The following is a 24,928-nucleotide window of genomic DNA, read 5'->3' on the forward strand; positions in this document are numbered from 1 at the left end:
TTTACAACATGTTTAGACAACTATAGTATTGTTTATAGTTAAATAGATAGTGTTTTAACTATTATTTATGGAGTGTGGGCAATGGATAAAATTATTGTTAAGGGTGGAAACAGATTAAAAGGATCTGTAAATATAGAGGGCTCAAAAAATGCAGTACTTCCAATTTTGGTGGCTTCACTGTTACCGGTCAAAGGAAGCTCTGTAATTACAAATGTGCCGAACTTATCTGATGTGGATACCTTAACTTCTTTATTAAAATTACTAGGCGCAAAAGTTAAAACTGAAGAAGGCACCGTCAAGGTGGATTCTTCAAATGGCTTAACTGTTAATGCGCCATATGATTTAGTGAGTAAAATGAGAGCGAGCATGCTTGTCATGGGACCGCTGCTTGCACGTTATGGAAAATGTAAAATTGCCATGCCGGGTGGCTGCGCTATAGGCAGCCGGCCGATCGAACAGCATATCAAAGGTCTTGAAAAAATGGGAGCGACATTCAGAAATGTTGATGGTAATATCGAAGGCTATACCGGTGGTAAATTAAAGGGTGCGAAGATCTCCTTGGATTTTCCAAGTGTAGGTGCTACCCAGAACCTTATCATGGCTGCAAGTCTTGCTGATGGTACGACTCATCTTGAGAATGTCGCCATGGAACCTGAAATTGAAGATTTGGCTGATTATATCAACGATATGGGCGGCCATATAAGAGGCGCAGGTACAAGTCATATCACTATTGAAGGCGTCAGAGAATTGACGGGTGTAGATCATAAGGTCATACCTGACCGTATTGAAGCTGGGACCTTCATGATTGCAGCAGCAATCACAAACAGTGAGATTACATTGAAGAACGTTGTTGGTGATCATTTATTATCCTTAATTTCCAAGTTGGAGGAGATGGGTCTTAAAATTGTAGATGATGGGAATGAAATTACAGTAGTACCATCTGAACGCTTAAAACCGATCAGTGTGAAGACGATGCCGCATCCCGGCTTTCCGACGGATATGCAAAGTCAGATGATGGCTCTTTTAACAACTGTAAGAGGAATAAGCACAATTACTGAAACGATTTTTGAAAATAGATTTATGCACGTGGATGAATTTGGTAATATGAATGCAGATATAGCGTTAGAAGATAATACAGCAGTGATTAAAGGCGGGCAGCCATTGCAGGGTGCACGTGTTAAATCGACAGATTTAAGAGCGGCAGCCGCTTTAATACTGGCAGGATTGTCAGCTGAAGGTTATACTGTAGTTACAGAATTAAGACATTTAGATCGCGGCTATGTTGATTTTCACAAAAAGCTGAGTCAGCTTGGTGCCGATATCGAAAGGGTTAGTGACGAAGATAAAGAAAAAGAGCCCGTGACTAACTAGAGTGAGGTTGTAGTATGGAACAAACATCAAAAAAATTGGTTCATAGACGTTTTCCGCTTGTCGTCCGTATTTTACTGTTCGTTTATATCGCAATCATCGTCTTTTTCGTGGGATTGATGATGGGCTACGGTATTTTGGGTAACCCATTTGAGATATTCAGAATAGAGACGTGGGAACATATCATTAACTTAACAGAGGTATAAAATATGCTTACTTATGATCAGATTAAAGCAATCATTCCGCACAGACCCCCATTTTTATTAATTGACCGGGTAACCGAGATCGAACCAGGGGTAAAATGTACAGGTATTAAACAAGTATCAGGAAATGAACCGTTTTTTCCAGGCCATTTCCCGGAGTACGCAGTCATGCCGGGAGTATTGATAGTGGAAGCTCTTGCTCAGGTGGGCGGAGTAGCACTATTGCAGCAGCCGGAATTTAAAGGAAAGCTTGCATTTTTCGCAGGAATTGATAAGTGTAAGTTCAGAAAACAAGTAACTCCTGGAGACACTCTGGAACTGACGGTGGAAATTACGAAAATGAAAGGCCCTATTGGTAAGGGCGATGCTGTGGCCCTTGTCGATGGTGAGGTCGCATGTAAATGTGAAATCACTTTTGCCATACAAGATAAAACATCCGATTGATTAATAATCAATCGGATGTTTTTATGTCTTCTTTGGAATCCATGCGTGCCTTGAATTCATTCAGCAGCGCATCACCTTCATAATTTTCTTCCATGAGTTTCTCGAGTAAATTCTCGGCATAGTTAGGGTCCTGCTGGAGGATATCCCCAACGAATAAAAGAGATATTCCTTTGTGAATCGGATTCATTTCCAAAAACTTACCTTCGAATAATGCGGGCTGGTTTGAAGTTCTTGTAATTCTGATAAGTAAAGTGACTTCGGTATTGAGAAAATCCTGTAAAATATCTTTAAAGTCTTCGGAAATCGCAACTTCGACTATCCAGGAATCCTTGCCTGCTTCCTTATTGATGATGATTCCATCCATCAAATCTAAAATGATGTAGTTATTTTCATGCTGCATCTTTATATCCACAATTTTAAATGATTTCATGACATCCCCCTCATTTTTTTCAAAAACTACAGATTTCGTAAAACTGTCAGCAGAATTTAAATTTCTGTACACTTTTAAATACAGTTCTCTCTTTATTGTATAGTATTTACTGCAGAAATTGAATTGTTGTCATTTGCAGAATATTTAGCATGGATTTAAGCTATGAGCATGGAAGGGGGTGGATTGGATGTTAAACAAAGTAGTGCTTGTCGGAGAGCTCGTCAGAAATGTTTCCATTAAACAGAACAATAATTCAAATGTTAATTCATTCATACTAGCAACGATACGTATACCTAAAGATCAAAAGAGAGACCATGAAGTACATTTCATTTACTGCAAAGCGTTTGGCAAAGCAATACCTAATTTATTGGACAGCGCGAGAGAAGGACAGATGCTGTGTGTAAGCGGCCAGCTTGCAACAATGATGCATACGGCAGAAAATGGCGCCAAGGAGTACCGTATGGAAGTCTGGGCTGAAAGTGTAAAGTTCATGCCGGAAAAGCTGCATAACAGCCCGAATATTAAAAACCCAAATGAACTGATTAATGAAGCAGTTAAAAATTACAACCGTTATGATTTCGTTGGAGAGGAACGAATACTTACGATTGTGAACAGTAACAGTGGAAGGATTGAAGAAGAAGAGCTTAATAAACAGGAATCAGATAAGCACATCGAAATACTGCAAAACATGATTAAAGATAATGAACCTGCTGAGAACTTATCCAATGAGATTGATAATGAAGAAGATAACGAAGATGTAGAAGAAATAGCACATGTTTAAAATGATTACAAACCACTCATGTATCCTTAATTTCAAAACTCACACACACACAGTATTGCCTGTTGTTTTAACTGCGTAAATACATCAGGCAATACTTTTTCAAGCTTTTATTAAATATTTTTTGAATTTCTTTGTTACATAATTAATTTGTTTATTACAGTTTTCAGATTTCAGAGCAGCGGGATGAAAAGAGGACGAAAAGTTAAAAGTGTTGATTTAACAACATTCAACGGTTTTATTTTTTAAGAAATATAAGCATTCAAGTAACTAATTACATAAAATAAAGACCTACTGAAATATTTAAAATGTACAGGAAATCTCTTTGTAACATAACTGTAAAAGAGACCTTTACATTTTATCTGTCTGTAACCTATGAAATATTATTATCTGTTATAGTTCTACTTAGTGATTAAGAAACCTAAGTGAAACATCAAATATAAAAAGCAGATAAGACTTTAAATCAATAGGTAAAACTCAGGAGGAATTTTATAATGAAGAAATTATTATCAGTAGGTACAGCAGTAGCATTTTCGACAGTATTGGCGGCTAACGCAGAAGCTTCAGAAAAAGATCATAAAGTTGAATCAGGGGAAACTTTATCAGAGATCGCAGCACTTAACGAAACAACAGTAAGTGCATTAAAAGAAGCTAACGATCTTTCATCAGACTTAATCCTTCCAGGACAAGTACTTCAAGTTACTGACGAAGTTTCTGAAGATGCTGTGGAAGAAAAAGATGGTGTTTACGTTATCCAGCCTGGCGATACTCTATTTGAAATCGCAGTTGAATTTGACCTGACTGTTAAAGAACTGATGGACTTAAATAACTTGTCATCAGACCTGATCGTTGCAGGAAATGAATTAATCGTTTCTAAAGAAGCAGTATCTGAAGAAGTACAAGTAGCAGCACCAGAAGTAGTTGAAGAGCCAGTTGTTCAGGAAGAAGAAGTAATTGAAGCACAGCCAGTTCAACAGGAGCAGACTCAACAGGAGCAGAGCCCAAATGAACAGGAAGCAGCAGAGCAGGCGGCAGCAGAACAAGCAGCAGCAGAGCAGGCAGCAGCAGAGCAGGCAGCGGCTCAGGAAGCAGCAGCAGAGCAAGAACAACAGCAGCAACAAGAAGTTCAAACACAAAACCAATCAGCAGCTCCAAGCAGCAACAGCGGCTTAAACTGGGGTGCACTTGCAGCTTGTGAATCAGGCGGAAACTCTAGCATCGTAAGCAGCAATGGTCTTTACCACGGTCTGTACCAGTTTGATGCTCAAACTTGGCAGTCAGTAGGCGGTTCTGGTGTAGCATCACAAGCATCAGCAGCTGAGCAGACTCAAAGAGCCCAAACACTTTATAACGAAAGAGGTTCACAGCCTTGGCCTGTATGTGGTTCAAGACTGTAATATAGATTTTAATATTGGAAGTATGGGCAGGTCCGACTCTGTCCATACTTTTTTTAGTTTTTTGAGGAAAACGGTTTATTGCAGGATCAGACGGCTTTAGGTGTGACTGAAACCATATTAAAAAATCGCATGGTGCAGTATAAGATGTTCAAGATCGTGTGAAATAAAACGCGAATAATAAATAACATGAACAAAACCGACAATTTCTCTGGACACTTAGTACGGACTTCAAGAAACTTTCGTATTATCGGCACAATATTTATTTAGTTACATAGTGATTTATGGTACAATTTTAGTCATGTGAGATAAATTTTTGAGGTGAAAGAATGAATAAAAAATGGCTACTGGCTGGGATGATGGGCCTCGTGCTGTTCTTGGCGGGCTGTGACTACTCGCAGGAAGAGAACAGAGACGGTTTCTTCTTTAATACATTTGTCCAGCCGATGGATAACTTTTTACACTTTTTAGGTGATAACTTAGGTAATAACTATGGTTTGGCAATCATCGTTATCACATTGATTGTACGTCTTATTATTTTCCCATTCATGATGAATACATATAAGAACCAAATGATGATGCGTGAAAAAATGAAAATAGTTAAGCCTGAAATGGAAGCAATTCAGAAGAAGGTAAAAGTGGCAACGACTCAGGAAGAGAAGATGGAAGCTCAGCAGGAAATGATGGGGCTTTACAAGAAACACGGTATTAACCCGTTAAACATGGGCTGTCTGCCGATTCTTCTGCAAATGCCGGTCATCATGGCACTTTTCTTTGCACTTAAATACCCGTCACAGGGCGGTATCATGGAATATCCGGACTTCCTATGGATGAACCTGACTGAATCGAATATTATAATGACTATCATTGCAGGTCTTGTTTATTTGGTGCAGGCATATGTGTCCATGCAATTTGTTTCAGAAGAACAGCGTAAACAGATGAAGTTGTTCATGTATATTTCACCGTTGATGATTGTTTGGATTTCATTTATTTCTCCAGCAGCTCTTCCACTTTACTGGGCTGTCGGTGGTCTATTCCTTATATTCCAAACGTGGGCAGGTAATACTTTCTGGAAGAAGAAAGTTAATGCAGAAATGGCTCCGATTATCGAAGCACATGAACGTGAACAGGCAGAAAAAGAGCGTCGTCTTAAGAATGCAAAACTAATGCCTAAAAACAAAAAGAAACGTAAAAAGAAATAATAAAAAATCGATTGGCTGATATATACATCAGCTCCAATCGATTTTTTATTTTCTATAGTATTGGAGAAATGAGGTTCGCCACAGCTTCTTTCAACTTGATCCATTTGCCTCTCGCCTTATATCTTTCTTCGGTGAGCAGAGTGCTGTTTTTAACATCCATTTCATAAATGTTCCGTTGTTTTTCAGCTTCACGCTTACTGTAGATGAACGCGTTAACTTCAAAGTTCAATAGGAAGCTTCTATTATCGATATTGGTTGTACCGATACTGACGACTTCATCATCGATCATTAAAATTTTTTGATGAAGGAACCCTTCCTCATAGATGTGTACATCGGCCCCCATTTTGACGAGTGTACCGGCATTTGAATATGTCGCCCAGTAGACGAAAGGATGGTCCGGCGTATTAGGAATCATCAGGTGCAATTTGACGCCGCCCAGTATTGCTATACGGAGTGCTTCCATGACGGATTGATCCGGGATGAAATAAGGCGTCTGGATGTAAATATTATTTTTAGCATGATATATCATTTTCAAATAGCCATATTTAATCTGTTGCCAAACTTCATCCGGACCGCTGGAAGCAATCTGTACATATCTGTCACCGGAATGATAATTAGCAGGGAAGAAACGGTCGGAATAGACCATATTATTACGTTTGGCGTGAGAGTTCCAATCCAACATAAACCTGAGCTGCAGTGATTTGACCGCATTCCCCTGGATTCTGAGGTGGGTGTCTCTCCAAGGACCGAATTTTTTACTTTTCCCGACGTACTCATCTCCGACATTTGAACCACCGATATAACCGATCTTTCCATCTATGACGACAATTTTACGGTGGTTTCTGTTGTTCACCCTTGGATTAATGATAGTTAGGAATGAAGGGAAAAATGCTTCCACTTCACCGCCATAAGACTTTATTTTCCTGAATTGTCTTAAATTCAATGCGCGTGATCCCATGTCATCATATAGAATCTTTACGGAAACACCTTCCTTTTGTTTTTTGAGCATTGCATTATATAATTTCTTTCCGATACCGTCCAATCTGAAAATATAGTATTGAAAATGTATATGATCTTCAGCATTTTCGATATCCTCGAGCATCTGACCAAATTTCTCATTCATATCAGTATAAGTAGTGATTGAATTATTATTGGTTAAGAAAGACTGGTTATTATACAGCAGCATATGAATCAGTTTTTTATATTTGTTTGCAAGTGGATTGACAAAGCTGAACTGCTTATTTTTAATATCTTCCAATTGCTGTTTTACCAGATGTTCCAGACCAACTTTATCCTTCTCATCTATTTTAAATATATGCTGGTTATATATCGTTCTTCCAAAAATCATATAAATGATAAACCCGACGATCGGAAGGAAGAACAGGACCAGCACCCAGGCCCAGACACTTTGTGCGCTTCGCCGTTCTAAGAAAATAAGACCGATTGCAAGTAATAAGTTAACGATAAATAAAATTGCAGCAACTGTTGACAGAATGAGACTGAAGTCCCAATTCTCGAGAGATAACCACGACATATATTTCACCTCCATATCCATTGTATAATATTTTTAGAAGTTTTAAAATTTCGTAATAATTAATCTTGAAATCTTATGGATATTTATGTGTAAACAATGGTAAAATGTTATTAACCAATGAGATAGGAGTGTCATTATGCATAAAATCGACAATACGAAAGTAAAACAAGTCGTCACGTTGCTAAATGAACTCGGGGTCAAGGTAAAGGTTTCGAGCTCAAGGTTCGACATAATGAATCGTATTGCTACAAACGAGAAATTGAGATTGAAAGAACAAAATATTTAAAAAATGCAGTCAGATTGATAACTGACTGCATTTTTTTATTTTCTTTGTTTATATTGATGGAAATATATACTCATGATGACTCCGATTGCTATCATGTTCGCCCACAGGGCACTTCCCCCGTAGCTTAGAAACGGCAGCGGCAGGCCTGTGATCGGTACAAGCTGTATCGTCATTCCTACGTTCTGGAATATGTGGAATATCAATAATGACAGAAAACCGATGATGAAATAAGAAGAAAATGAATCTTTGACTGTCAGAGCAATTCTTACAAGGTGCAGCATCAGCATAAAGAATATGACGATGACGAGAGTCGTGCCTAAAAATCCGAATTCTTCACCGATGATGGTGAAGATGAAGTCGGTATGACTTTCCGGTATATAGACGATGCCCTGTTCGAAGCCTTTACCTTCAATACCTCCCGAACCGATTGCGCGCATCGAGTTACTCAGCTGGAAGCCGCCCTCGGAGGAGTACATCTCAGGCTGCAGCCATGAGTAAATACGTTCAAACTGGTAAGGGCGCACGCCGAGGTAAGTCTGCAGCAGGTCCGGCCTGTACAAAATTCCCAGTATCAATGCAGCGCCAGTTGTGGCAGCAATTGTGAGTGTCGGCAGAATAATCCAGAGGCTGATGCCGGAAACGATGATCATGCCGAACAGTATCGCGATTAAAACAAGGACGGTTCCCAGGTCATTTTGCATTAAAATAAAGAACATTGGTAGAATGGATACGAGAAACATTTTAAAAAGTAACTTCACATCTGAGCTTAAATCTGTAGAAATTTTATATTTATTATGCTGATGTATCACATAGGCCAATGCCATTATGTACAATACCTTCATGAATTCAGAAGGCTGCAGGCTGATAAAGCCGAGCTGATACCAGCTTTGTGCACCGTTTATGATCGGGGTCAGCGGGGTGGCCGGTGCGAAAAACAGAACAGCCAGACTTAAAATGCCGAGACCGTATAACACCCAAATATAAGATTTGAAAAGCTTTACGGGTATGAAAGTGACGATGAACAATGAAATGAAACCCAATATATAAAATAAAGTTTGTCTCATTGAGAAATCTGTATTATATTGTCCGCTGGTCATTGCAGATGAGATCGTAAATATGCTGATCAATGCAAGGACAATCAGTAACGTTATTAAAATCCAATCAATACGAGACAAAAAATTAGAGTTCTGTCTTTTGTATCCTTGATTATTTTCCAAGAATATCACCCTATTCAAAAATAAAATCGTGATTTTCATTATACTATATTTTATAATCTGATATGAGTCTTAAGGTGTAAAAATTATTACAAATCTATTATAACTGCGAAACGGATGGAGCAAAATGATAAATATATCTATTAAAGATGTTGCAGAATACTGCAAGGGAATTTTGAACGGCAAAGCAGAAGAAATGGCTGCAGAATCCATAAAAGGGGCTTCGATAGACACAAGGACAATAGAGGCGGGGAATCTGTTCATCCCTTTTAAAGGTGAAAATGTAGATGGACACCGCTTTATAAACAATGCTTTTGAAAAAGGAGCAGGCGCTACATTGACCGAGGAACCGATTGAAAATACGGATGCAACCCTGCCTATGATTCATGTGGAAAACGGACTTGAAGCGTTGCAGATGATTGCAGAGAAGCACTTACAGCTGGTGAACCCGAAAGTGATTGCAATCACCGGTTCAAACGGTAAAACGACGACAAAAGACATGGTGGAATGCCTGCTTGCTGATGATTATAAAGTGAAAAAAACAATCGGCAACTATAACAATGAAATCGGACTGCCTTTGACAATACTCGAGCTGGACCGAGATACGGAAATCTCCATATTGGAGATGGGTATGGACCAGACAGGCGACATCAACTTTTTGAGCCGACTGACAAAGCCGGATATCGCAATCATTACAAATGTTGGTGAATCCCATATTGAGAAATTGGGTTCCCGCGAAAAAATAGCAGAAGCAAAATATGAAATCATTGATGGTCTGAAAGATGATGGTGTACTGGTCTGTTCAAGAGACTATCCGTTACTAAATGAACTGATAGATGCAGAGAAGAATCCACGTTTTGAAATGCAGACGGCAGGCGCATCACCTGATAACGACTTTCAAATTTCAAATATCATTCAAACCGAGAGCGGCACCTCATTTGAGATGTCGGATTTCAAAGTGGACATACCGCAGCTCGGCATACACAATGCGATGAATGCGGCACTCAGCCTTCTCGCTGTGCGGGCATTCGGTGAAGATATGGAAAAAAGGAGCAGAAAGTTTAATCAGCTGCAGGTGTCTTCAATGCGTATGGAACAATCCGTCCACCAAAGTGGTGCATTGATTATTAATGATGCATATAACGCAAGTCCCGCGAGCATGAAGAGTGCCATCAATACAGTAGGGGAGATGGACTATACAAAAAAAATATTGGTGCTTGGTGATATTTTGGAGCTTGGCGACTACAGTGAAACGCTGCACAAATCGATTGGTGATCATATTGCCTCACTCAATCATGACTTCGAATTGCTGACCTACGGAGAACAGGCGCATCTGATAGATGAAGCGGCAGGTATTGAAGGCAGCAGACATTTCAATGAACTTGAAGAGTTAAGCGATTATTTAAAGGGTATGATGAATAATAAGACGGTTGTACTGTTAAAAGGATCCCGCGGTATGGAAATGGAAAGGGTGAACGATTATATCTGGTAAAATCGGTGTTTTATTTTTACATGGATATACTGGCGGCCGGTATGAGCTGGAGCCGCTGTTTCAATATTTGAAATCAAGACATGACTTCGAGTATGAGTTTCCAGTGTACCCGGGCCATGGACTTGAATTGAATTTTAAAAATGTTACCGGCGAGGATTGGTATGAAGAAGCTTTTGAAGCGTATCAGGTACTTTCCGACAAGGTGGACCAAATATATATCGTCGGTTTTTCTATGGGCGGTCTATTTGCAAGTCACATTGCAGAACACTATAAGGTGGACAAGCTGTTGCTCATTGCTCCGGCCTTTGAATATACCCATCTGAATAAGTTGTCACGTCTGAACTTAAGACCGGAGGGACTGGGTGAACATCTGAAGATGAAAACGATGGATGTGGTCAAAAGCAGATTGCCCAAGTTATCGATTCGTGCATTTAATGAATTCCGCTTAATCATGGAGGCGAAGATGCCGGATTACGAAAAGATAAAATCGGAAACATTGATTGTACACGGGAAAATTGATTTGCTGGTACCTTATTTATCAAGCGTGGAGTCACAGAAGAAAATAGAGAACAGCCGTCTGGAACTTATTGAAGGCGCGCCGCACGTCATGTCCTATACAGAGGAACATCAGCACACACTGAATATACTGGCGGAACGATTTTTATTTAAAGGAATAAAAAAGAGTTCTTGAGTTAACGTGTAAATGGTGTTAGTATAGAGAAGTTATAAGAAAAAAAGTACGTTAAGAGTCAAAGGAGACTAAAAGTTGAAGTTTTTTAAAGAATTAGGTGTGAGTGAGGAAATGCTCAGATCCCTGGAAGATATGGGATTTGAAACTCCGACACCAATACAAGAAACAAGTATTCCGTTTGCATTAGAAGGACGAGATATACTTGGTCAAGCTCAGACAGGAACGGGTAAAACAGGTGCGTTCGGTATTCCGCTTATAGAAAAGACGACTAAAGGTGAAGGAATCCAGAATGTAATTTTGACACCGACTCGTGAACTGGCTGCTCAAGTGGCCGAAGAAATCGGCAAATTTTCCAAGTATAAAAAATTACATGTATCTGTAATTTTCGGCGGCATGAGTATCGACCGTCAGATTAAAGAATTGAAAAGAAAGCCTGAAATTGTAGTAGGTACACCGGGCAGAATCATTGACCACATTAAACGCCGCACGTTAAAACTGCAGACTGTAAATATGCTGGTTCTGGATGAAGCTGATGAGATGATGAACATGGGCTTTATCGATGATGTTAAATTCATCATGTCTGAACTGCCTACAGAGAACCGTCAGACATTGCTGTTCTCGGCAACAATGCCGAGTGCGATCCAGGAATTGGTTACACGTTTCATGGACGATCCAAAGATCATTAAAACGATGAAGCAGTCTACTAACAATCCTCAGATTGATGAGAACTATACGATTGTCAAAGAGTTGGAAAAACTCGATATTTTCGCTGATTTCCTCGATGTGCATCAGCCGGAACTTGCAATCGTCTTCGGACGTACGAAGCGCCGTGTCGATGAACTGACAGGTGCATTAATTGCAAAAGGCTATCGTGCAGAAGGACTTCACGGAGACATCACCCAGTCCAAACGTCTGGAAGTGCTCAAGAAGTTCAAGAACAATTCATTGGATATTCTGGTTGCGACTGACGTCGCTGCACGTGGTCTGGATATTTCAGGTGTATCCCACGTATACAACTTTGATATTCCTCAGGATGCAGAGAGCTATACACACAGAATCGGACGTACGGGCCGTGCAGGTCATTCCGGTATGGCATTAACTTTCGTCAACCCGGTTGAAATGGATTATTTAAGAATGATAGAGAATGAGAAGCAGAAGGCTATCCGTGCTCTCAGACCGCCAAACAAAAAAGAGGTTGAAGCGGCGAGACAAAATGAAGTATTCGAAAAGATTACTGAGTGGATGGCGAATGACAACAGTTCAGTCACTAAAGAGATGACAGATAAGCTGATTGAAACGCATGGTGCTGAAAATGTCATTTCTGCAATGTTGAATGAATTCATGTTTTCAAGACAGGATGAAAATATTCAGCTCTCATTTGAAAAGCCGTTATCTAAAAAAGGTTCCGGCGGCCGCAGAGGCGGTAAATCATCAAACTACAAAGGCAACAGAAAAGGACGCCCGCAAAAGCGCAATGACAACAAAGGCAGACGCAGCGGCGGCGGTAAACCGCAATCGCAGAACAGAGGCGGCGGCAAGCCCCAATCACAGCGCCGTAACAAGTCCGGCCGTACTTTCAAAGATCATATTAAATAAATTAAAATTGATAAAAGCATCCACTTAAAGTGGGTGCTTTTATTTAGTATAATGAAGATTAAATGTATAATGATAAAGTAGAATAAAAATCTTCTCTGTAAAAGGAAGGTAAGTATGAAAAGATTATCTGAAAAAGCAAAACCTTATTTAAGGATGAATGCACTGCTCGACATGATATGGTGGCTGGTCATTGTATCAGCGGTGATCGGACTGACCTTATGGTTTGAATGGCCGGCATATATCATCTGGATAACAGCCGGAATATTTGTTTTAATATTCATCATTAATGTAATCATCCGTCCGATGGTATTTTACAGAGTGACCCGTTACGAACTTGCGGGTGAGCAGATCATCGTCAAGAAAGGGTTTATTTTAATAAGAACAACTTTAATTCCGATTAAAAGAATTCAGAGTGTCGAACTTGTTACTGGCCCTGTTTCGAGACGTTACAATCTTTCGATTCTGCGGGCGAAAACGGCGAGCATGGGTATAGACCTGCCGCCCATTGCAATCGAAGAAGCGGAAGAACTGAAACGACAGATCATTGATTTGGTAAAGGAGGAGATTTCTGATGTATAGACCTCAGAAGCTTCATCCGATCGCTTACCTGGGAAGTGTGGGTAATGCGCTGAAAAACTTGTGGATACCGCTGATTATCATAGTTTTTAACCAGCGTGAAACAATCATGTCCGGTAATATATCTCTTGGCTGGATTCTCGGAATCGGGGGGATATTCCTTGTGCTCGTGATTATTTTCGGCGGTCTGGATTTTATTAATAAATACCGCACTCGTTTTTGGATAGAAGATGGCAAATTTATATACAAGGACGGCGTTCTGACAAGAAGAGAGAAAGAATTTGATATTGAACGGATACAGTCCATCGATTTCTCCGAACCGATTTTCCACCGTCTGTTCAAAGCTGTAAAACTGGAAGTCTTCACGCCTGGTGAAGGTATCGTAATAGATACGATGAAAAAGACGCAGGCAGAAGAGCTCCAGGCAATCATCTATGATGAACAGGAGAGAATCGCTCAAGGGGCTGAACAGGCTGACACTGTTGAAATCGGCGATGCAAGCCCGTGGCCGAAAGAGAAAGACATTGCTGCGGCAGCTGCTGAGACTGAAGCAGCACCTAAGAAGAAATTTGAAGTGCTGCATAAGCTGAAACGCGGGGAATTACTGCTGATGAGCATGACCAGCGGTGCGCTGGGCGCATTTGTCGCAATACTTTTCGCGATTTTAAACATTATCGGGTCACAGTTCATTATCGAAAGGTACTTTGATTATTTTGGCGGACTGTTTCAAAATACAATTATTGCGATGTCGGTTGCGGCGATATTCTTTGTCATCGTCGGCTATACATTCGGTGTCATCATTTTACTGATTAAGTATTATGACTATACATTGAGCAGAAAAGATGATGACCTGGCAGTTCAATACGGGCTGCTTGAGAAGAAACATAAAAGTGTCAACATTAACCGGGTTCAGAATATAATCATCAAAGATTCCATTTTAAGACGTATAATTGGCTACTATTCCCTGTCGGTGACAATCACGAGTGAAACATTTGAGAGTGATGGAGATAACAGTACGGTGGAAATCATGCCTTTTATAAAAAGAGATATCCTTTATGATATTGTTGAGGAAATCCTGCCGAACTATAATCTGATCAAACCGAAAAGCAACGTGCCTTTAAGGGGCTACCGCCGCTATTTCCAGATTTCAACTGTTATTTTGCTGCTGATCACGGGCGTTGTACAGTATTTCTGGATCAGCTGGGCGTGGATTATCGGTCTGTTTGCATTGATTATCGTCATTACAGCAGGTATTTATTCTGCAAGAAATAACGGATATGTCATTAAGGATGATGAAGTGAATATGCTGACCACGAGCTTTTTTACACGCAGTCATTTCGTCATCAAGCATGACAAAGTGATAGAAGGTGCAATTTTGGAAAATCCATTTTTAATTCGTTCAAAACTTGCGAATATATCAGTGACGACAGCGGCAGGAATCGTCGGTTCTACTGCGACAGTAAAATTCATTGACAGAAAAGATATAGAAATAATCTGGAATTGGATCAAAGAAGGAGGCGGACAGGATGAAGAAGATTTCTCCGAAAGCAATCAGATTGTGGAGGATTAAAGCGGGTATCTATGCTTCGATATGTCTGCTCCTGACTATCATAGTTTTCATATTATCAGTGACGGTGCTGGAATTTTTACCATGGTATGTACCGCTCGCGCTGCTGTTAATCACTTCATATATTGTGCTTGTGGATATTTGGCTGATACCTAAACTTAAGTACAAGTTTTTCAGATATGGTATTTTTGACGATGAAATCCATGTGCATGAAGGGATATTCATTAAAAAACAGAAAGCTGTACCGATATTCCGAATTCAGAATATCGATACGACTGTCGGTCCAATCATGAGAAGGATGGCGCTTAAAGGTATCAGTTTAAGAACGCCTGCAGAGAGAGTTTATATACCTGAACTCCGTGAGGAGGATGCAGATACACTTAGAACAACAATACGTGATATCATTAATAATCAATCGAGGTTGGATCTATGATTATAGGAATAGGTACAGATATTATTGAGATTGGCAGAATCAAAAAGGTGAATAAAGATCATCGTCTGGCGAAAAGAATATTGTCGGATGAAGAACTCGATAAATATATGAATTTAAAAAATGATTCGAGAAAAACGGAGTTTTTGGCGGGTCGTTTTGCAGTCAAGGAAGCATACTCAAAAGCGCTTGGCAGCGGGATTGGTAAAACCGTCGCATTCAAAGAGATTAAATGTTTGAATGACAGCCATGGTAAGCCATCGATCGCAGATGACCGGCGTGCACATGTGTCCATTTCACATGCCGAGAAGTATGCAGTGGCAACGGTTGTTCTGGAAACACAATAAGGAGGCAGTTCAGTGAGTGAGAGATACTATCGCGACACGCTGGTACATGTAAATTTAGAATCGATTCATCATAATTATAAAATGATCGGGAGTAAACACCCGGATAAAACCTTCATAGCGGTGGTCAAGGCCGACGGTTACGGGCTTGGCAGCGATACCGTCGCACATTATTTGTCTGAACGGGGCGTCGGCTATTTTGCGGTCGCCACGCTGGATGAGGCCATAGATTTGAGAATGCACGGCATAAAAGACAGGATTCTGGTCCTGGGGACCATCAGACCTGAAGATATCAACAAGGCAATACAGCACCGAATTGCGGTTACGGCACCCGGCATTGGCTGGGTAAAGAATGCAAAAGATTATGTAGATGATAAGTTTGAAAAAGAAGTGTGGATTCACATAAAAGTGAATACGGGCATGAATCGATACGGTACGAAGGATATAGAGGAAATAAGAGAGATGATTGAAGAAATCAATACATTTGAACGATTCATTTATGAAGGAATCTTCAGTCATCTGACTTCTGCTGACATGGATAATGAATCCACCCGGATGGAGATGGATGCTTTTAAAAAAGTGATCGGGCAGGTGGAAACGCCTGAATATGTACATATCCAAAATTCAGCTGGTGCGTTATGCTATGATGCCGATTTTTGCAATGCGATGCGAATTGGTATTTCATTATATGGTTATTATCCGAGTCCATTCGTCAAATCCACTTCATCGATCGTATTGAAACCAGCGATAGATTTAACTGCGAAAGTTGCGGCGGTCCATAACCTGGAGAGCGGTGAATCTGTAAGTTACGGAAGGACATACACAGCTGAGTCAGATGAAACGATTGCAACATTGCCAATCGGATACGCTGACGGTTTCATCCGGGCACGGTCAGGATCAAAAGTTGAAATCAACGGTCACCAATGCCCTGTAGTCGGCAGAGTATGCATGGACTCCATAATGGTTAAAGTACCATCTGATGTCAAAATCGGCGATGAGGCATATCTTATCAATAAAAACCCTGATTCCCTACAGTCTATGGATATTTACAGTGAGTACACAGAGACGATTCCCTATGAGTCGTTGACGCTTCTTTCAAGGCGGATTCCGCGCTGCTATAAGGGTGAAGATGTTGATTTCGTGTATAATGAGGTATTGAAATAGCTAGTCACGTGTGAATGTACATGGTAAAATTATAATTACATTATCGTTCCAGGGGTGATTTGATTATGAGTATGAGCGAACAATCAAATGCAAATAACATGGATATGGCACTTAAAATGGGTTATATTGAGATGAGCGATATCAATTTATCCATTGTGACTGAATTTCACACGGCCGAATGTGAAGCGCATAAACGCAATGAAGATTACCTTGACTATATAAAAGATGGTGAATAGATGAAAAGAGGAGAAGTTTATCTTGCGGATCTATCACCGGTGGAAGGTTCAGAGCAAGGTGGAAAAAGGCCTGTTGTCATTATACAAAACAATGTGGGTAACTATCACAGTCCGACTGTGATAGTTGCTGCTGTTACAGGCAGAATAAACAAAGCTAAGATACCTACACATGTGGAGATTTCAAAGGATACATATAACTTGGATAAGGATTCTGTCATTTTGTTGGAACAGATCAGGACGGTCGATAAAAAACGTCTGATGGAAAAGCTTACATATTTGAAAGACGATAAAATGGCAGAAGTTGATACGGCTTTAAAAGTGAGCCTGGCGTTAGATCCCAAAAAGAAAAAGAAGAAAAAGAAATAGGTCAGAGTGAATCGGATGCTCTGTATTCCAGCAGGAGGTGCAAGGTTTGACTTATGTAGATGAATTAGCCAATGAATATAAAGAGATAATGTCTAAATATCTGTTTGATCAAAAGCAGGATGAAGCACTCGAAATGTGCCATACTTTCAGCGATAAAGTCATTCAAATTGATACATCCCCTGAAGAAATAGTGACTTTACATATGGATCTGCTGGACGATATGCAGGTGACTGACGGTGATAAAATCCGAGCATCGCTGAATGTAGTTCAGGAAGTTCTGATTGCATTCGGCTTCACTTATCGTGACTATAAAGCGATGCTGGCTAAAATTGAAGTGCATGACAAGGAATTGGACGTTGCATCGAGTCTCCAGGAAACCATGTTGAAGACTACCATCCCTGTACTGGACAGCTTGGAAATCGGCGCTATCTCAGTACCTGCGAGTAAAGTGAGCGGTGATTATTTCAACATAATCAACCACAAAAACAATTTACTCAGCTTTGGTGTGGCCGACGTTATCGGTAAGGGTATCCCTGCGGCGATTGCGATGTCGATGATTAAATTCTCCATGGATTTTCAGGGTGCCACTAAAAATCCGAGCGAGGGCTTAAAAAGGCTGAACAGAGTGGTAGAAAGAAATGTAAATCAGAATATGTTCATCACAATGTTTTATGGTCTTTACAATATAGAGACAGACACGCTGCATTTTTCTTCAGCTGGTCACGAACCCGGCTTGATTTACAGAAATGAAACGAATGAGTTCGAAGAAATTGATGCCAAGGGCATTGTTCTTGGTGTGACGGATTCAGCTGAATATGAACAGCGGCAGGTTAAGCTTCATAAAGGCGATATGCTGATTGTCTGCACTGACGGTGTAACTGAGCTCCGGAAGCATGACGACACCTTTATCGATCTCGATGACATCAAGGATATGATTGTCGATACTAAGGAACACCATCCTCAGGATATAGTTCAATATGTATATGAATCACTCACGCGTATGCAGCACTCGCACAAAAAAGATGATTTGACTTTGTTTATTTTAAAGAATACAGCAGAATAAGTTTAAAATAATGGGGATTTCATGTTTATCTTATTTTGCTGAGGGTAATTATTAATGAGTTGCGTTTAGAAACTATTAGGAGTGTATATACATAATGAATATTAACATTAGCGCAGAAGAAAAAAGAGAAGAGTACGTTATAACAATGAGTGGAGAGCTGGATGTCTATACCGCACCAGAACTGCAGAAGGTACTGGATCCCATCAGACAGGAAGGCACCCACCATGTAAGAATAGATGTAACAGATGTATCATATATGGATTCAACAGGCCTTGGAATTTTCGTAGGTACGCTTAAAGACCTGAATCAGCACGATAAGGAACTTCGTGTGACGGGTGCATCAAACCGTATTTTAAGACTGTTTGAAATTACTGGATTAAGAGATCTGATGCATATTAATGAATCATCGGAGGTGGAATAGGATGAGTCATCAATATGATTATATAGAAATGAAATTCCCTTCAAGTGCTGAATACGTCGGATTGATCAGATTGACTCTGTCTGGTGTATTTTCACGTGTAGGTGCAACTTATGATCAGATTGAAGATGCAAAAATTGCAGTATCTGAAGCGGTAACCAATGCTGTAAAACACGCCTATACAGATAATGAATCAGGCAACATCCTGGTCGGTTTTGCAGTGTTCAACGATAAAATTGAAATCATAGTATCTGACAATGGGCAGAGCTTTGATTACGAACAGATTAAATCTGAACTTGGACCATATAATGAAGATGATAATGTCAATTACTTGAGAGAAGGCGGACTCGGGTTATTCTTAATTGAAACATTAATGGATGAAATTGTTGTAAGAAAGGATCCGGGTGTTACAATAAGCATGACTAAGTACATTGATGAAAGCCAGGTGCATTCAGATGGGGAAACAATCAGCAACAGATAATGGATATTCGGCAGAAGACATCAATTCTCTGATTAACAGCTACCAGCAGGATAAAGATGATATAGCACAGACAAAACTGGTCGAACACTATCAAAAGCTGGTTGAATCTCTTGCATATCGATATTCTAAAGGTCAAAGCCACCATGAAGACTTGGTTCAGGTCGGTATGGTCGGGCTGCTGGGTGCAATAAAGAGATTCGATCCGTCTTTTGAACGCCGGTTTGAAGCTTTTTTAGTGCCGACGGTTGTTGGAGAGATAAAGAGATATCTCCGCGATAAGACATGGAGTGTGCATGTACCAAGACGTATAAAGGAAATAGGACCTAAAATAAAAAATGCCAACGATACACTTGTGGCCGAACTTGAACGTTCACCTACAATTCAGGAGATTGCAGAATATCTGGAAGTCACTGATGAAGATGTACTGGAAGCGATGGAGATGGGTCAGAGTTATAATGCATTGTCAGTAGACCATTCCGTTGAAGCGGATAAGGACAGTTCTAAAGTCACATTGCTCGATGTCATGGGAGACCAGGATGATAATTATGAATTGGCCGAGAAACGTTTAATGCTTGAGAAAATCCTGCCGATATTAACAGACAGGGAAAGAGAAATCATCCAGTTTACATTTATGGAAGGTTTAAGCCAGAAAGAGACAGGAGAACGTGTAGGACTCAGTCAGATGCATGTATCCAGGTTACAGAGAAACGCTATTGATAAACTGCGACAGGCAGTTGTTGAAAATGAGTAATCCCTGACCAATATGGTTAGGGTTTTTATTTTTAAAAATAAAATTGAATGTTTAGGAGAAGAATTATGTCACAGAGTTTGATTGAAGCATTGGTAAAAACAACATCATTTAAAGAAAAGTACATAAAGAATGTTTTGGAATTATTAGAGGATAAAAATACCGTACCTTTCATTGCGCGTTACCGTAAAGAGATGACAGGCGGGATGAAAGAAGAGGAAATCAAGCAAATTGCTGATGAATTCAACTACATGGAATCCCTCATGAAGCGGAAAGAAGAAGTTATCCGTCTGATTGATGAGCAAGGGATGCTTACTGAAGAGCTTAGGAATAATATCAATAAACAGACTGTTTTAAACAGGGTGGAAGATCTTTACCGTCCGTTCAAACAGAAGAAAAAAACTAAAGCGACAGAAGCTAAAAGAAAAGGTCTTGAACCGCTGGCTAAAATAATTTTTGAGCAGAATGAAAAGGGTATTGAAGCAATTGCCGGAGAATATTTAAATGAAGAAGTCGAAACTGTAAAAGAAGCGATTCAAGGTGCTCTGGACATCATTGCGGAAAATATATCGGATGAACCTAAGTTCAGAAGTTATATATTAAAAGTGATTAAGGATACTTCGTCAATCACGTCCACCAAAAAGAAAAAAGCAGAAGATGATACTAAGATTTTTGAAATTTACTACGACTATGAAGAACCGGTCAAGAAAATCGTGCCGCACCGCGTGCTCGCTATCAACCGTGGGGAGAAACTTAAAGTACTGACAGTCAAGCTGCAGCATGATCTGGAAAGATTAAAAAATTATATTTCCAAACAAGTGATCAAAGAAGACTCGCAAACGGCTGAGTATATGGAAACTGCTATTGATGACGGCTTGAAAAGACTGATCATCCCTTCAATAGACCGGGAAGTCAGAAATGATCTGACTGAATACAGTGAAGAGCATGCTGTTGATATTTTTGAAGAGAACTTAAAGCGACTGCTTTTACAGCCGCCGCTTAAAGGAAGAACGATACTCGGCGTGGACCCGGCATTCCGCTCGGGATGTAAGCTTGCAGTAATCAATGATAATGGCGGATTCATGGATAAAAGTATCATATATCCACATACTTCTAATTCCAGGGTCGAACAGGCGAAAAATGAAGTTGTCAAAATGATTGAGAAACATGATGCCTCTTTAATTGCGATTGGAAATGGAACAGCTTCAAGGGAAACAGAATTGTTTATCGATGAACTGTTAACTGAAGAGAATCTGGATATTCCATTCATCATCGTTAATGAAGCGGGGGCGAGTGTTTATTCTGCATCACAGATTGCACGTGATGAATTCCCTGATTTCAATGTTGAAGAGAGAAGTGCTGTATCTATTGCGAGACGCGTCCAGGATCCATTAAGCGAACTGGTAAAAATCGATCCGAAATCCATAGGGGTCGGACAGTATCAGCATGATGTGAATCAGAAGTATTTGACGGACTCCCTGAATTTCGTTGTGGAAACGAGCGTAAACCAGGTGGGGGTCAATGTCAATACGGCTTCTGTAACATTGCTCGAGCATGTAGCGGGACTCTCTCCCTCAATCAGTAAAAATATTGTAAACTACAGAGTAGAAAATGGAGAGTTCAAAACAAGAAAAGAAATCGAAAAAGTACCGAGGCTCGGTAAAAAGACGTATGAGCAGTGTATTGGTTTCTTAAGAATACCCGAAGGCAATGAACTTTTGGATCAGACTCCAATTCACCCGGAACAGTATAAAACAACAAATGAATTTTTAAAGCAGCTGAATATAAGCAAAGACCAGATCGGTTCAGAAGAGATAAAAGAAAAGCTTGATGGCATCAACATCAAAGAGTATGCAGAGAAATTATCAGTAGGTGTACCGACACTGACTGATATTGTTGAAAGCTTAAAATCTCCGACAAGAGATATAAGGGATGATTATGAAACACCGATGCTGAAATCCAATGTACTGAAAATGGAAGATTTGAAAGAGGGTATGAAGTTGTCCGGAACTGTCAGAAACGTAACCGACTTCGGTGCATTTGTCGATGTCGGAGTGAAACAGGACGGACTTGTTCATATTTCACAGTTGACCAAACGTTTCGTCAAGCATCCGCTGGAAGTAGTGGGAACGGGCGATATCGTTGATGTTAAAGTACTTGATGTGGATGCACAAAAGGGAAGAATATCATTAACGATGAAAGACGTTTAAACTAAAAATACAAAAGACATAAAAAAGACAGGTCATTTGACCTGTCTTTTTTCGATATTACTTATCTAAAAGGTGAACACTCTTATCTTCTAATTCAACATCATCGATATTGATTCCAAGTGCTTCAGCTACACCGCGGCCGTATGCCGGGTCTGCCTGATAACAGTTGAAGATATGACGGTGCTGAACGCGCTCAGATGCTGCGCCGATTTCAGCTGCAGTATTCTGGAATAAGCGCTGCTTGTCTTCATCGGACTGAAGATTGAAGAGCTTACCAGGCTGCTCGTAATAGTTGTCGTCGTCTTCACGGAAGTTGTGTTCGTAAACCGGACCATCTGTTTCCAGTGGCGGCTGTTTAACGCTCGGATCATCCTGATACTGATCATAGCTGTTTGGATAATAGTTAGTGTGTGAACCAAGGTTACCGTCAACTCTCATTGCGCCGTCACGGCTGAATGGGCAAACATTTTTTGCACCTTTAGGTGAGTTAACAGGGATTTGCTGGTGGTTTACACCTAAGCGGTATCTCTGTGTATCTCCGTAAGAGAATAAACGGCCCTGTAACATCTTGTCTGGTGAGAATCCAAGACCAGGAATGATGTTGGTCGGTGCGAATGCAGCCTGTTCAACTTCTGCGAAGTAGTTTTCAGGGTTGCGGTTAAGTTCGAACTCACCCACAGGGATAAGCGGGAACTCATCTTTGTACCAAACTTTAGTCAAGTCGAATGGGTTATGGTAGTGGTTTTTAGCCTGTTCTTCAGTCATAACCTGGATGTACATTTTCCATTTAGGGAAGTTGCCATCTTCAATTGAATTGAAAAGGTCACGCTGTGAAGATTCGCGGTCTTTCGCTACTACTTGTTCAGCTTCTTCACCAGTAAAGTTTTCAATACCTTGTTGTGTTCTGAAGTGGAACTTCACCCATACGCGCTCGTTATTGTCGTTGATCATACTGTATGTGTGTGAACCGAAGCCATGCATATTTCTGAAACCTTTTGGAATACCACGGTCAGTCATAATAATCGTTACCTGGTGGAGTGCTTCAGGAAGCAGTGTCCAGAAATCCCAGTTGCTTTCTGCATTGTGCATGTTTGTCTTAGGGTCACGTTTAACAACGTGGTTCAGACTTGCGAAAAGTTTAGGATCACGGAAGAAGAATACAGGAGTGTTGTTACCCACTAAATCCCAGTTACCTTCCTCAGTGTAGAATTTAAGAGCGAAACCACGGATGTCACGTTCAGCGTCCGCAGCACCACGTTCACCTGCTACAGTAGAGAAACGGGCGAACATTTCAGTTTGCTTTCCAACCTCACTGAAAATTTTTGCATTTGTGTATTGAGTGATGTCATGAGTTACAGTGAAAGTACCGTAAGCTCCTGAACCTTTAGCATGCATACGGCGCTCAGGAATTACTTCCCGGTCGAAGTGTGCCATCTGTTCAATAAAATAAGGGTCCTGCATAACCATAGGGCCTCTAGCACCTGCAGTTGCAGAGTTCTCGCGGTCACCGACTGGTGCTCCAAAAAGAGTAGTCAGGTGATCTGCTGATTGATGTTTACCCTGTTCGCGTGCCTGGTCCCCACCGCCGGCACGTACATCGCCAGAAAAATTATTTTGATTTTCATTTACCATTAAAAAAACCCCTCCAAGAAAATGTGTTATAACATTCTTGTTTAGAATGATTATAAATAAATAATAACATACTGGTAGAAAAAAACAATAGAAACGCAACATTTATAAGTAAAGATTAAATGATGGTAGTGATAACATGATGTTGAGGAAAATATTTTTCTATATATAGGAAGAAACACGGTTGAGTGTGAAAAAGGGCAGGGTATATTAAGATTTTGTAAAAATTATATTGAAAATGTATTGACTTTAAACAAATAACCTTGTAATATAAATGACGTTGCATTAATCAATGGCCCGTTGGTCAAGCGGTTAAGACACCGCCCTTTCACGGCGGTAACACGGGTTCGAGTCCCGTACGGGTCACTTCTTATTTAAAACAAGTCTTTAAAATTAATTTAAAAAGATTGTTGACATATAGAACAGGATGTTATACAATAGTTCTTGTCGCTAAAATAAGAAAAGAAGTTTTAAAAGAACTTTTAAATAGCTTATTGATACGCGGTTGTGGCGGAATCGGCAGACGCGCTAGGTTGAGGGCCTAGTGGGAGTTAATCCCGTGGAGGTTCAAGTCCTCTCAGCCGCACTATTCCTAAAGCAATCGAAAGTGACTTTTGAAATAAAAAGAATGCATCTCTATCTATTATATATGCGGGTGTAGTTAAGTGGTATAACCCCAGCCTTCCAAGCTGATGTCGTCGGTTCGATTCCGATCACCCGCTCCATTACTTATTTAACAAAGAACATTGAAAACTGAATGACAATATGTCAACGTTTAATTCCGAACAAAGCTTCTATTATATGGGAGCACAAAGTTGAGGCGAACAACACAACACGCAAAGATGATACTGAATGTATCGACCGAGCTCAGATGAGCTGTCCATTTATGGAGAGTTTGATCCTGGCTCAGGATGAACGCTGGCGGCGTGCCTAATACATGCAAGTCGAGCGCGGGATTGAGGAGCTTGCTCCTCAAACCCGAGCGGCGGACGGGTGAGTAACACGTAGGCAACCTACCCATCAGACCGGGATAACCGCGGGAAACCGTGGCTAATACCGGATGA

Annotated in this window: 26 protein-coding genes, 3 tRNA genes and 1 rRNA gene; 26 read left to right on the forward strand and 4 right to left on the reverse strand. The window is 40.4% G+C overall.

All coding sequences use genetic code 11. The features are described 5' to 3' along the window. The first annotated feature begins 81 nt into the window (after positions 1-81). From murA to fabZ, 3 genes are read left to right on the forward strand one after another with little or no spacing between them, the layout of a single operon-like run. A complete protein-coding gene (murA, locus tag BO48_RS05440) occupies positions 82-1,371 on the forward strand; it encodes a UDP-N-acetylglucosamine 1-carboxyvinyltransferase (protein ID WP_496366399.1) in 1,290 nt (429 codons plus the stop codon). 14 nt (positions 1,372-1,385) lie between these two features. Beyond that, the gene (locus BO48_RS05445; protein ID WP_496366400.1) at positions 1,386-1,574 is read left to right on the forward strand and encodes a DNA-directed RNA polymerase subunit beta; all 189 of its coding nucleotides are present in this window, start codon (positions 1,386-1,388) and stop codon (positions 1,572-1,574) included. A gap of 3 nt (positions 1,575-1,577) precedes the next feature. Continuing rightward, positions 1,578-2,015: a 3-hydroxyacyl-ACP dehydratase FabZ gene (fabZ, locus tag BO48_RS05450; protein WP_052254762.1), complete on the forward strand. Its 438-nt coding sequence runs from the start codon at positions 1,578-1,580 to the stop codon at positions 2,013-2,015. A 7-nt stretch (positions 2,016-2,022) separates the two neighbouring features. On the opposite strand, the gene BO48_RS05455 is transcribed toward fabZ, so the two are convergent. Further along, a complete protein-coding gene (locus BO48_RS05455; protein ID WP_496366401.1) occupies positions 2,023-2,445 on the reverse strand; it encodes a YwpF family protein in 423 nt (140 codons plus the stop codon). Positions 2,446-2,632: 187 nt separating this feature from the next. Between BO48_RS05455 and BO48_RS05460 the strand changes: the two genes are divergently transcribed. The 3 genes from BO48_RS05460 to yidC all read left to right on the forward strand — a co-directional run bounded on the left by BO48_RS05460 (position 2,633) and on the right by yidC (position 5,819). Next, entirely contained in the window at positions 2,633-3,226 is a 594-nt protein-coding gene (locus tag BO48_RS05460; protein WP_496366402.1) for a single-stranded DNA-binding protein, read from the forward strand. 491 nt (positions 3,227-3,717) lie between these two features. After that, the gene (locus tag BO48_RS05465; RefSeq protein WP_496366403.1) at positions 3,718-4,620 is read left to right on the forward strand and encodes a LysM peptidoglycan-binding domain-containing protein; all 903 of its coding nucleotides are present in this window, start codon (positions 3,718-3,720) and stop codon (positions 4,618-4,620) included. Positions 4,621-4,946: 326 nt separating this feature from the next. After that, positions 4,947-5,819: a membrane protein insertase YidC gene (gene yidC, locus BO48_RS05470; protein WP_496366404.1), complete on the forward strand. Its 873-nt coding sequence runs from the start codon at positions 4,947-4,949 to the stop codon at positions 5,817-5,819. A 52-nt stretch (positions 5,820-5,871) separates the two neighbouring features. Here the strand turns inward: yidC and cls are convergent, their stop codons facing one another. Further along, positions 5,872-7,353: a cardiolipin synthase gene (gene cls, locus BO48_RS05475; protein WP_496366405.1), complete on the reverse strand. Its 1,482-nt coding sequence runs from the start codon at positions 7,351-7,353 to the stop codon at positions 5,872-5,874. Positions 7,354-7,489: 136 nt separating this feature from the next. Between cls and BO48_RS05480 the strand changes: the two genes are divergently transcribed. Continuing rightward, complete coding sequence (locus BO48_RS05480) at positions 7,490-7,639, forward strand: Lmo0850 family protein (RefSeq protein WP_496366406.1); 150 nt, start codon at positions 7,490-7,492, stop codon at positions 7,637-7,639. Positions 7,640-7,674: 35 nt separating this feature from the next. Here BO48_RS05480 and BO48_RS05485 read toward each other — a convergent pair whose 3' ends face one another. Beyond that, entirely contained in the window at positions 7,675-8,814 is a 1,140-nt protein-coding gene (locus BO48_RS05485) for an FtsW/RodA/SpoVE family cell cycle protein (RefSeq protein WP_496366407.1), read from the reverse strand. Positions 8,815-8,980: 166 nt separating this feature from the next. Between BO48_RS05485 and BO48_RS05490 the strand changes: the two genes are divergently transcribed. The 15 genes from BO48_RS05490 to BO48_RS05560 all read left to right on the forward strand — a co-directional run bounded on the left by BO48_RS05490 (position 8,981) and on the right by BO48_RS05560 (position 22,235). Beyond that, positions 8,981-10,345 (forward strand): UDP-N-acetylmuramoyl-tripeptide--D-alanyl-D-alanine ligase, encoded by a 1,365-nt coding sequence (locus tag BO48_RS05490; RefSeq protein WP_496366408.1) that lies wholly within the window; start codon positions 8,981-8,983, stop codon positions 10,343-10,345. Between the two features lies 1 nt (position 10,346). Continuing rightward, positions 10,347-11,036 carry an alpha/beta hydrolase gene (locus tag BO48_RS05495; RefSeq protein ID WP_496366432.1) on the forward strand — a complete coding sequence of 230 codons (690 nt, stop codon included), beginning with the start codon at positions 10,347-10,349 and terminating at the stop codon, positions 11,034-11,036. 75 nt (positions 11,037-11,111) lie between these two features. Beyond that, complete coding sequence (locus BO48_RS05500; RefSeq protein WP_496366409.1) at positions 11,112-12,632, forward strand: DEAD/DEAH box helicase; 1,521 nt, start codon at positions 11,112-11,114, stop codon at positions 12,630-12,632. Positions 12,633-12,746: 114 nt separating this feature from the next. Continuing rightward, positions 12,747-13,211, forward strand: coding sequence for a PH domain-containing protein (locus BO48_RS05505; protein WP_496366410.1), 465 nt, complete (start codon positions 12,747-12,749; stop codon positions 13,209-13,211). Continuing rightward, the gene (locus tag BO48_RS05510) at positions 13,204-14,778 is read left to right on the forward strand and encodes a PH domain-containing protein (RefSeq protein WP_496366411.1); all 1,575 of its coding nucleotides are present in this window, start codon (positions 13,204-13,206) and stop codon (positions 14,776-14,778) included. The genes BO48_RS05505 and BO48_RS05510 overlap by 8 nt, the downstream gene beginning before the upstream one ends. Continuing rightward, entirely contained in the window at positions 14,735-15,208 is a 474-nt protein-coding gene (locus BO48_RS05515) for a PH domain-containing protein (protein WP_496366412.1), read from the forward strand. Before BO48_RS05510 ends, BO48_RS05515 begins: the two co-directional genes overlap by 44 nt. Then, on the forward strand, positions 15,205-15,552 hold the full coding sequence (acpS, locus tag BO48_RS05520; protein ID WP_496366413.1) for a holo-ACP synthase: 348 nt from the start codon (positions 15,205-15,207) through the stop codon (positions 15,550-15,552). The genes BO48_RS05515 and acpS overlap by 4 nt, the downstream gene beginning before the upstream one ends. A 12-nt stretch (positions 15,553-15,564) precedes the next feature. Beyond that, positions 15,565-16,713: an alanine racemase gene (alr, locus tag BO48_RS05525; RefSeq protein WP_496366414.1), complete on the forward strand. Its 1,149-nt coding sequence runs from the start codon at positions 15,565-15,567 to the stop codon at positions 16,711-16,713. Between the two features lie 65 nt (positions 16,714-16,778). Next, positions 16,779-16,949: a hypothetical protein gene (locus BO48_RS05530; protein ID WP_496366415.1), complete on the forward strand. Its 171-nt coding sequence runs from the start codon at positions 16,779-16,781 to the stop codon at positions 16,947-16,949. Next, positions 16,950-17,315 (forward strand): type II toxin-antitoxin system PemK/MazF family toxin, encoded by a 366-nt coding sequence (locus tag BO48_RS05535; RefSeq protein WP_052254746.1) that lies wholly within the window; start codon positions 16,950-16,952, stop codon positions 17,313-17,315. A 46-nt stretch (positions 17,316-17,361) separates the two neighbouring features. Then, a complete protein-coding gene (locus BO48_RS05540; RefSeq protein WP_496366416.1) occupies positions 17,362-18,378 on the forward strand; it encodes a SpoIIE family protein phosphatase in 1,017 nt (338 codons plus the stop codon). A 94-nt stretch (positions 18,379-18,472) separates the two neighbouring features. Continuing rightward, positions 18,473-18,799: an anti-sigma factor antagonist gene (locus BO48_RS05545; protein WP_496366417.1), complete on the forward strand. Its 327-nt coding sequence runs from the start codon at positions 18,473-18,475 to the stop codon at positions 18,797-18,799. Between the two features lies 1 nt (position 18,800). Beyond that, positions 18,801-19,277, forward strand: a complete 477-nt coding sequence (gene rsbW, locus BO48_RS05550; protein ID WP_496366418.1) for an anti-sigma B factor RsbW — start codon at positions 18,801-18,803, stop codon at positions 19,275-19,277. Beyond that, complete coding sequence (sigB, locus tag BO48_RS05555; protein WP_496366419.1) at positions 19,252-20,028, forward strand: RNA polymerase sigma factor SigB; 777 nt, start codon at positions 19,252-19,254, stop codon at positions 20,026-20,028. The genes rsbW and sigB overlap by 26 nt, the downstream gene beginning before the upstream one ends. A 65-nt stretch (positions 20,029-20,093) precedes the next feature. Beyond that, the gene (locus BO48_RS05560) at positions 20,094-22,235 is read left to right on the forward strand and encodes a Tex family protein (RefSeq protein ID WP_496366420.1); all 2,142 of its coding nucleotides are present in this window, start codon (positions 20,094-20,096) and stop codon (positions 22,233-22,235) included. 57 nt (positions 22,236-22,292) lie between these two features. On the opposite strand, the gene BO48_RS05565 is transcribed toward BO48_RS05560, so the two are convergent. Next, complete coding sequence (locus BO48_RS05565) at positions 22,293-23,867, reverse strand: catalase (RefSeq protein WP_496366421.1); 1,575 nt, start codon at positions 23,865-23,867, stop codon at positions 22,293-22,295. A 291-nt stretch (positions 23,868-24,158) separates the two neighbouring features. Between BO48_RS05565 and BO48_RS05570 the strand changes: the two genes are divergently transcribed. The 4 genes from BO48_RS05570 to BO48_RS05585 all read left to right on the forward strand — a co-directional run. Continuing rightward, a tRNA-Glu gene (locus BO48_RS05570) sits at positions 24,159-24,230 on the forward strand. Positions 24,231-24,365: 135 nt separating this feature from the next. After that, positions 24,366-24,450: transfer RNA gene (locus BO48_RS05575), tRNA-Leu, on the forward strand. 65 nt (positions 24,451-24,515) lie between these two features. After that, positions 24,516-24,589 (forward strand) — tRNA-Gly (locus BO48_RS05580). Positions 24,590-24,747: 158 nt separating this feature from the next. Next, a 16S ribosomal RNA gene (locus tag BO48_RS05585) occupies positions 24,748-24,928 on the forward strand; the annotation flags it as partial.

This window comes from Lacicoccus kunmingensis DSM 17847, assembly GCF_059568765.1.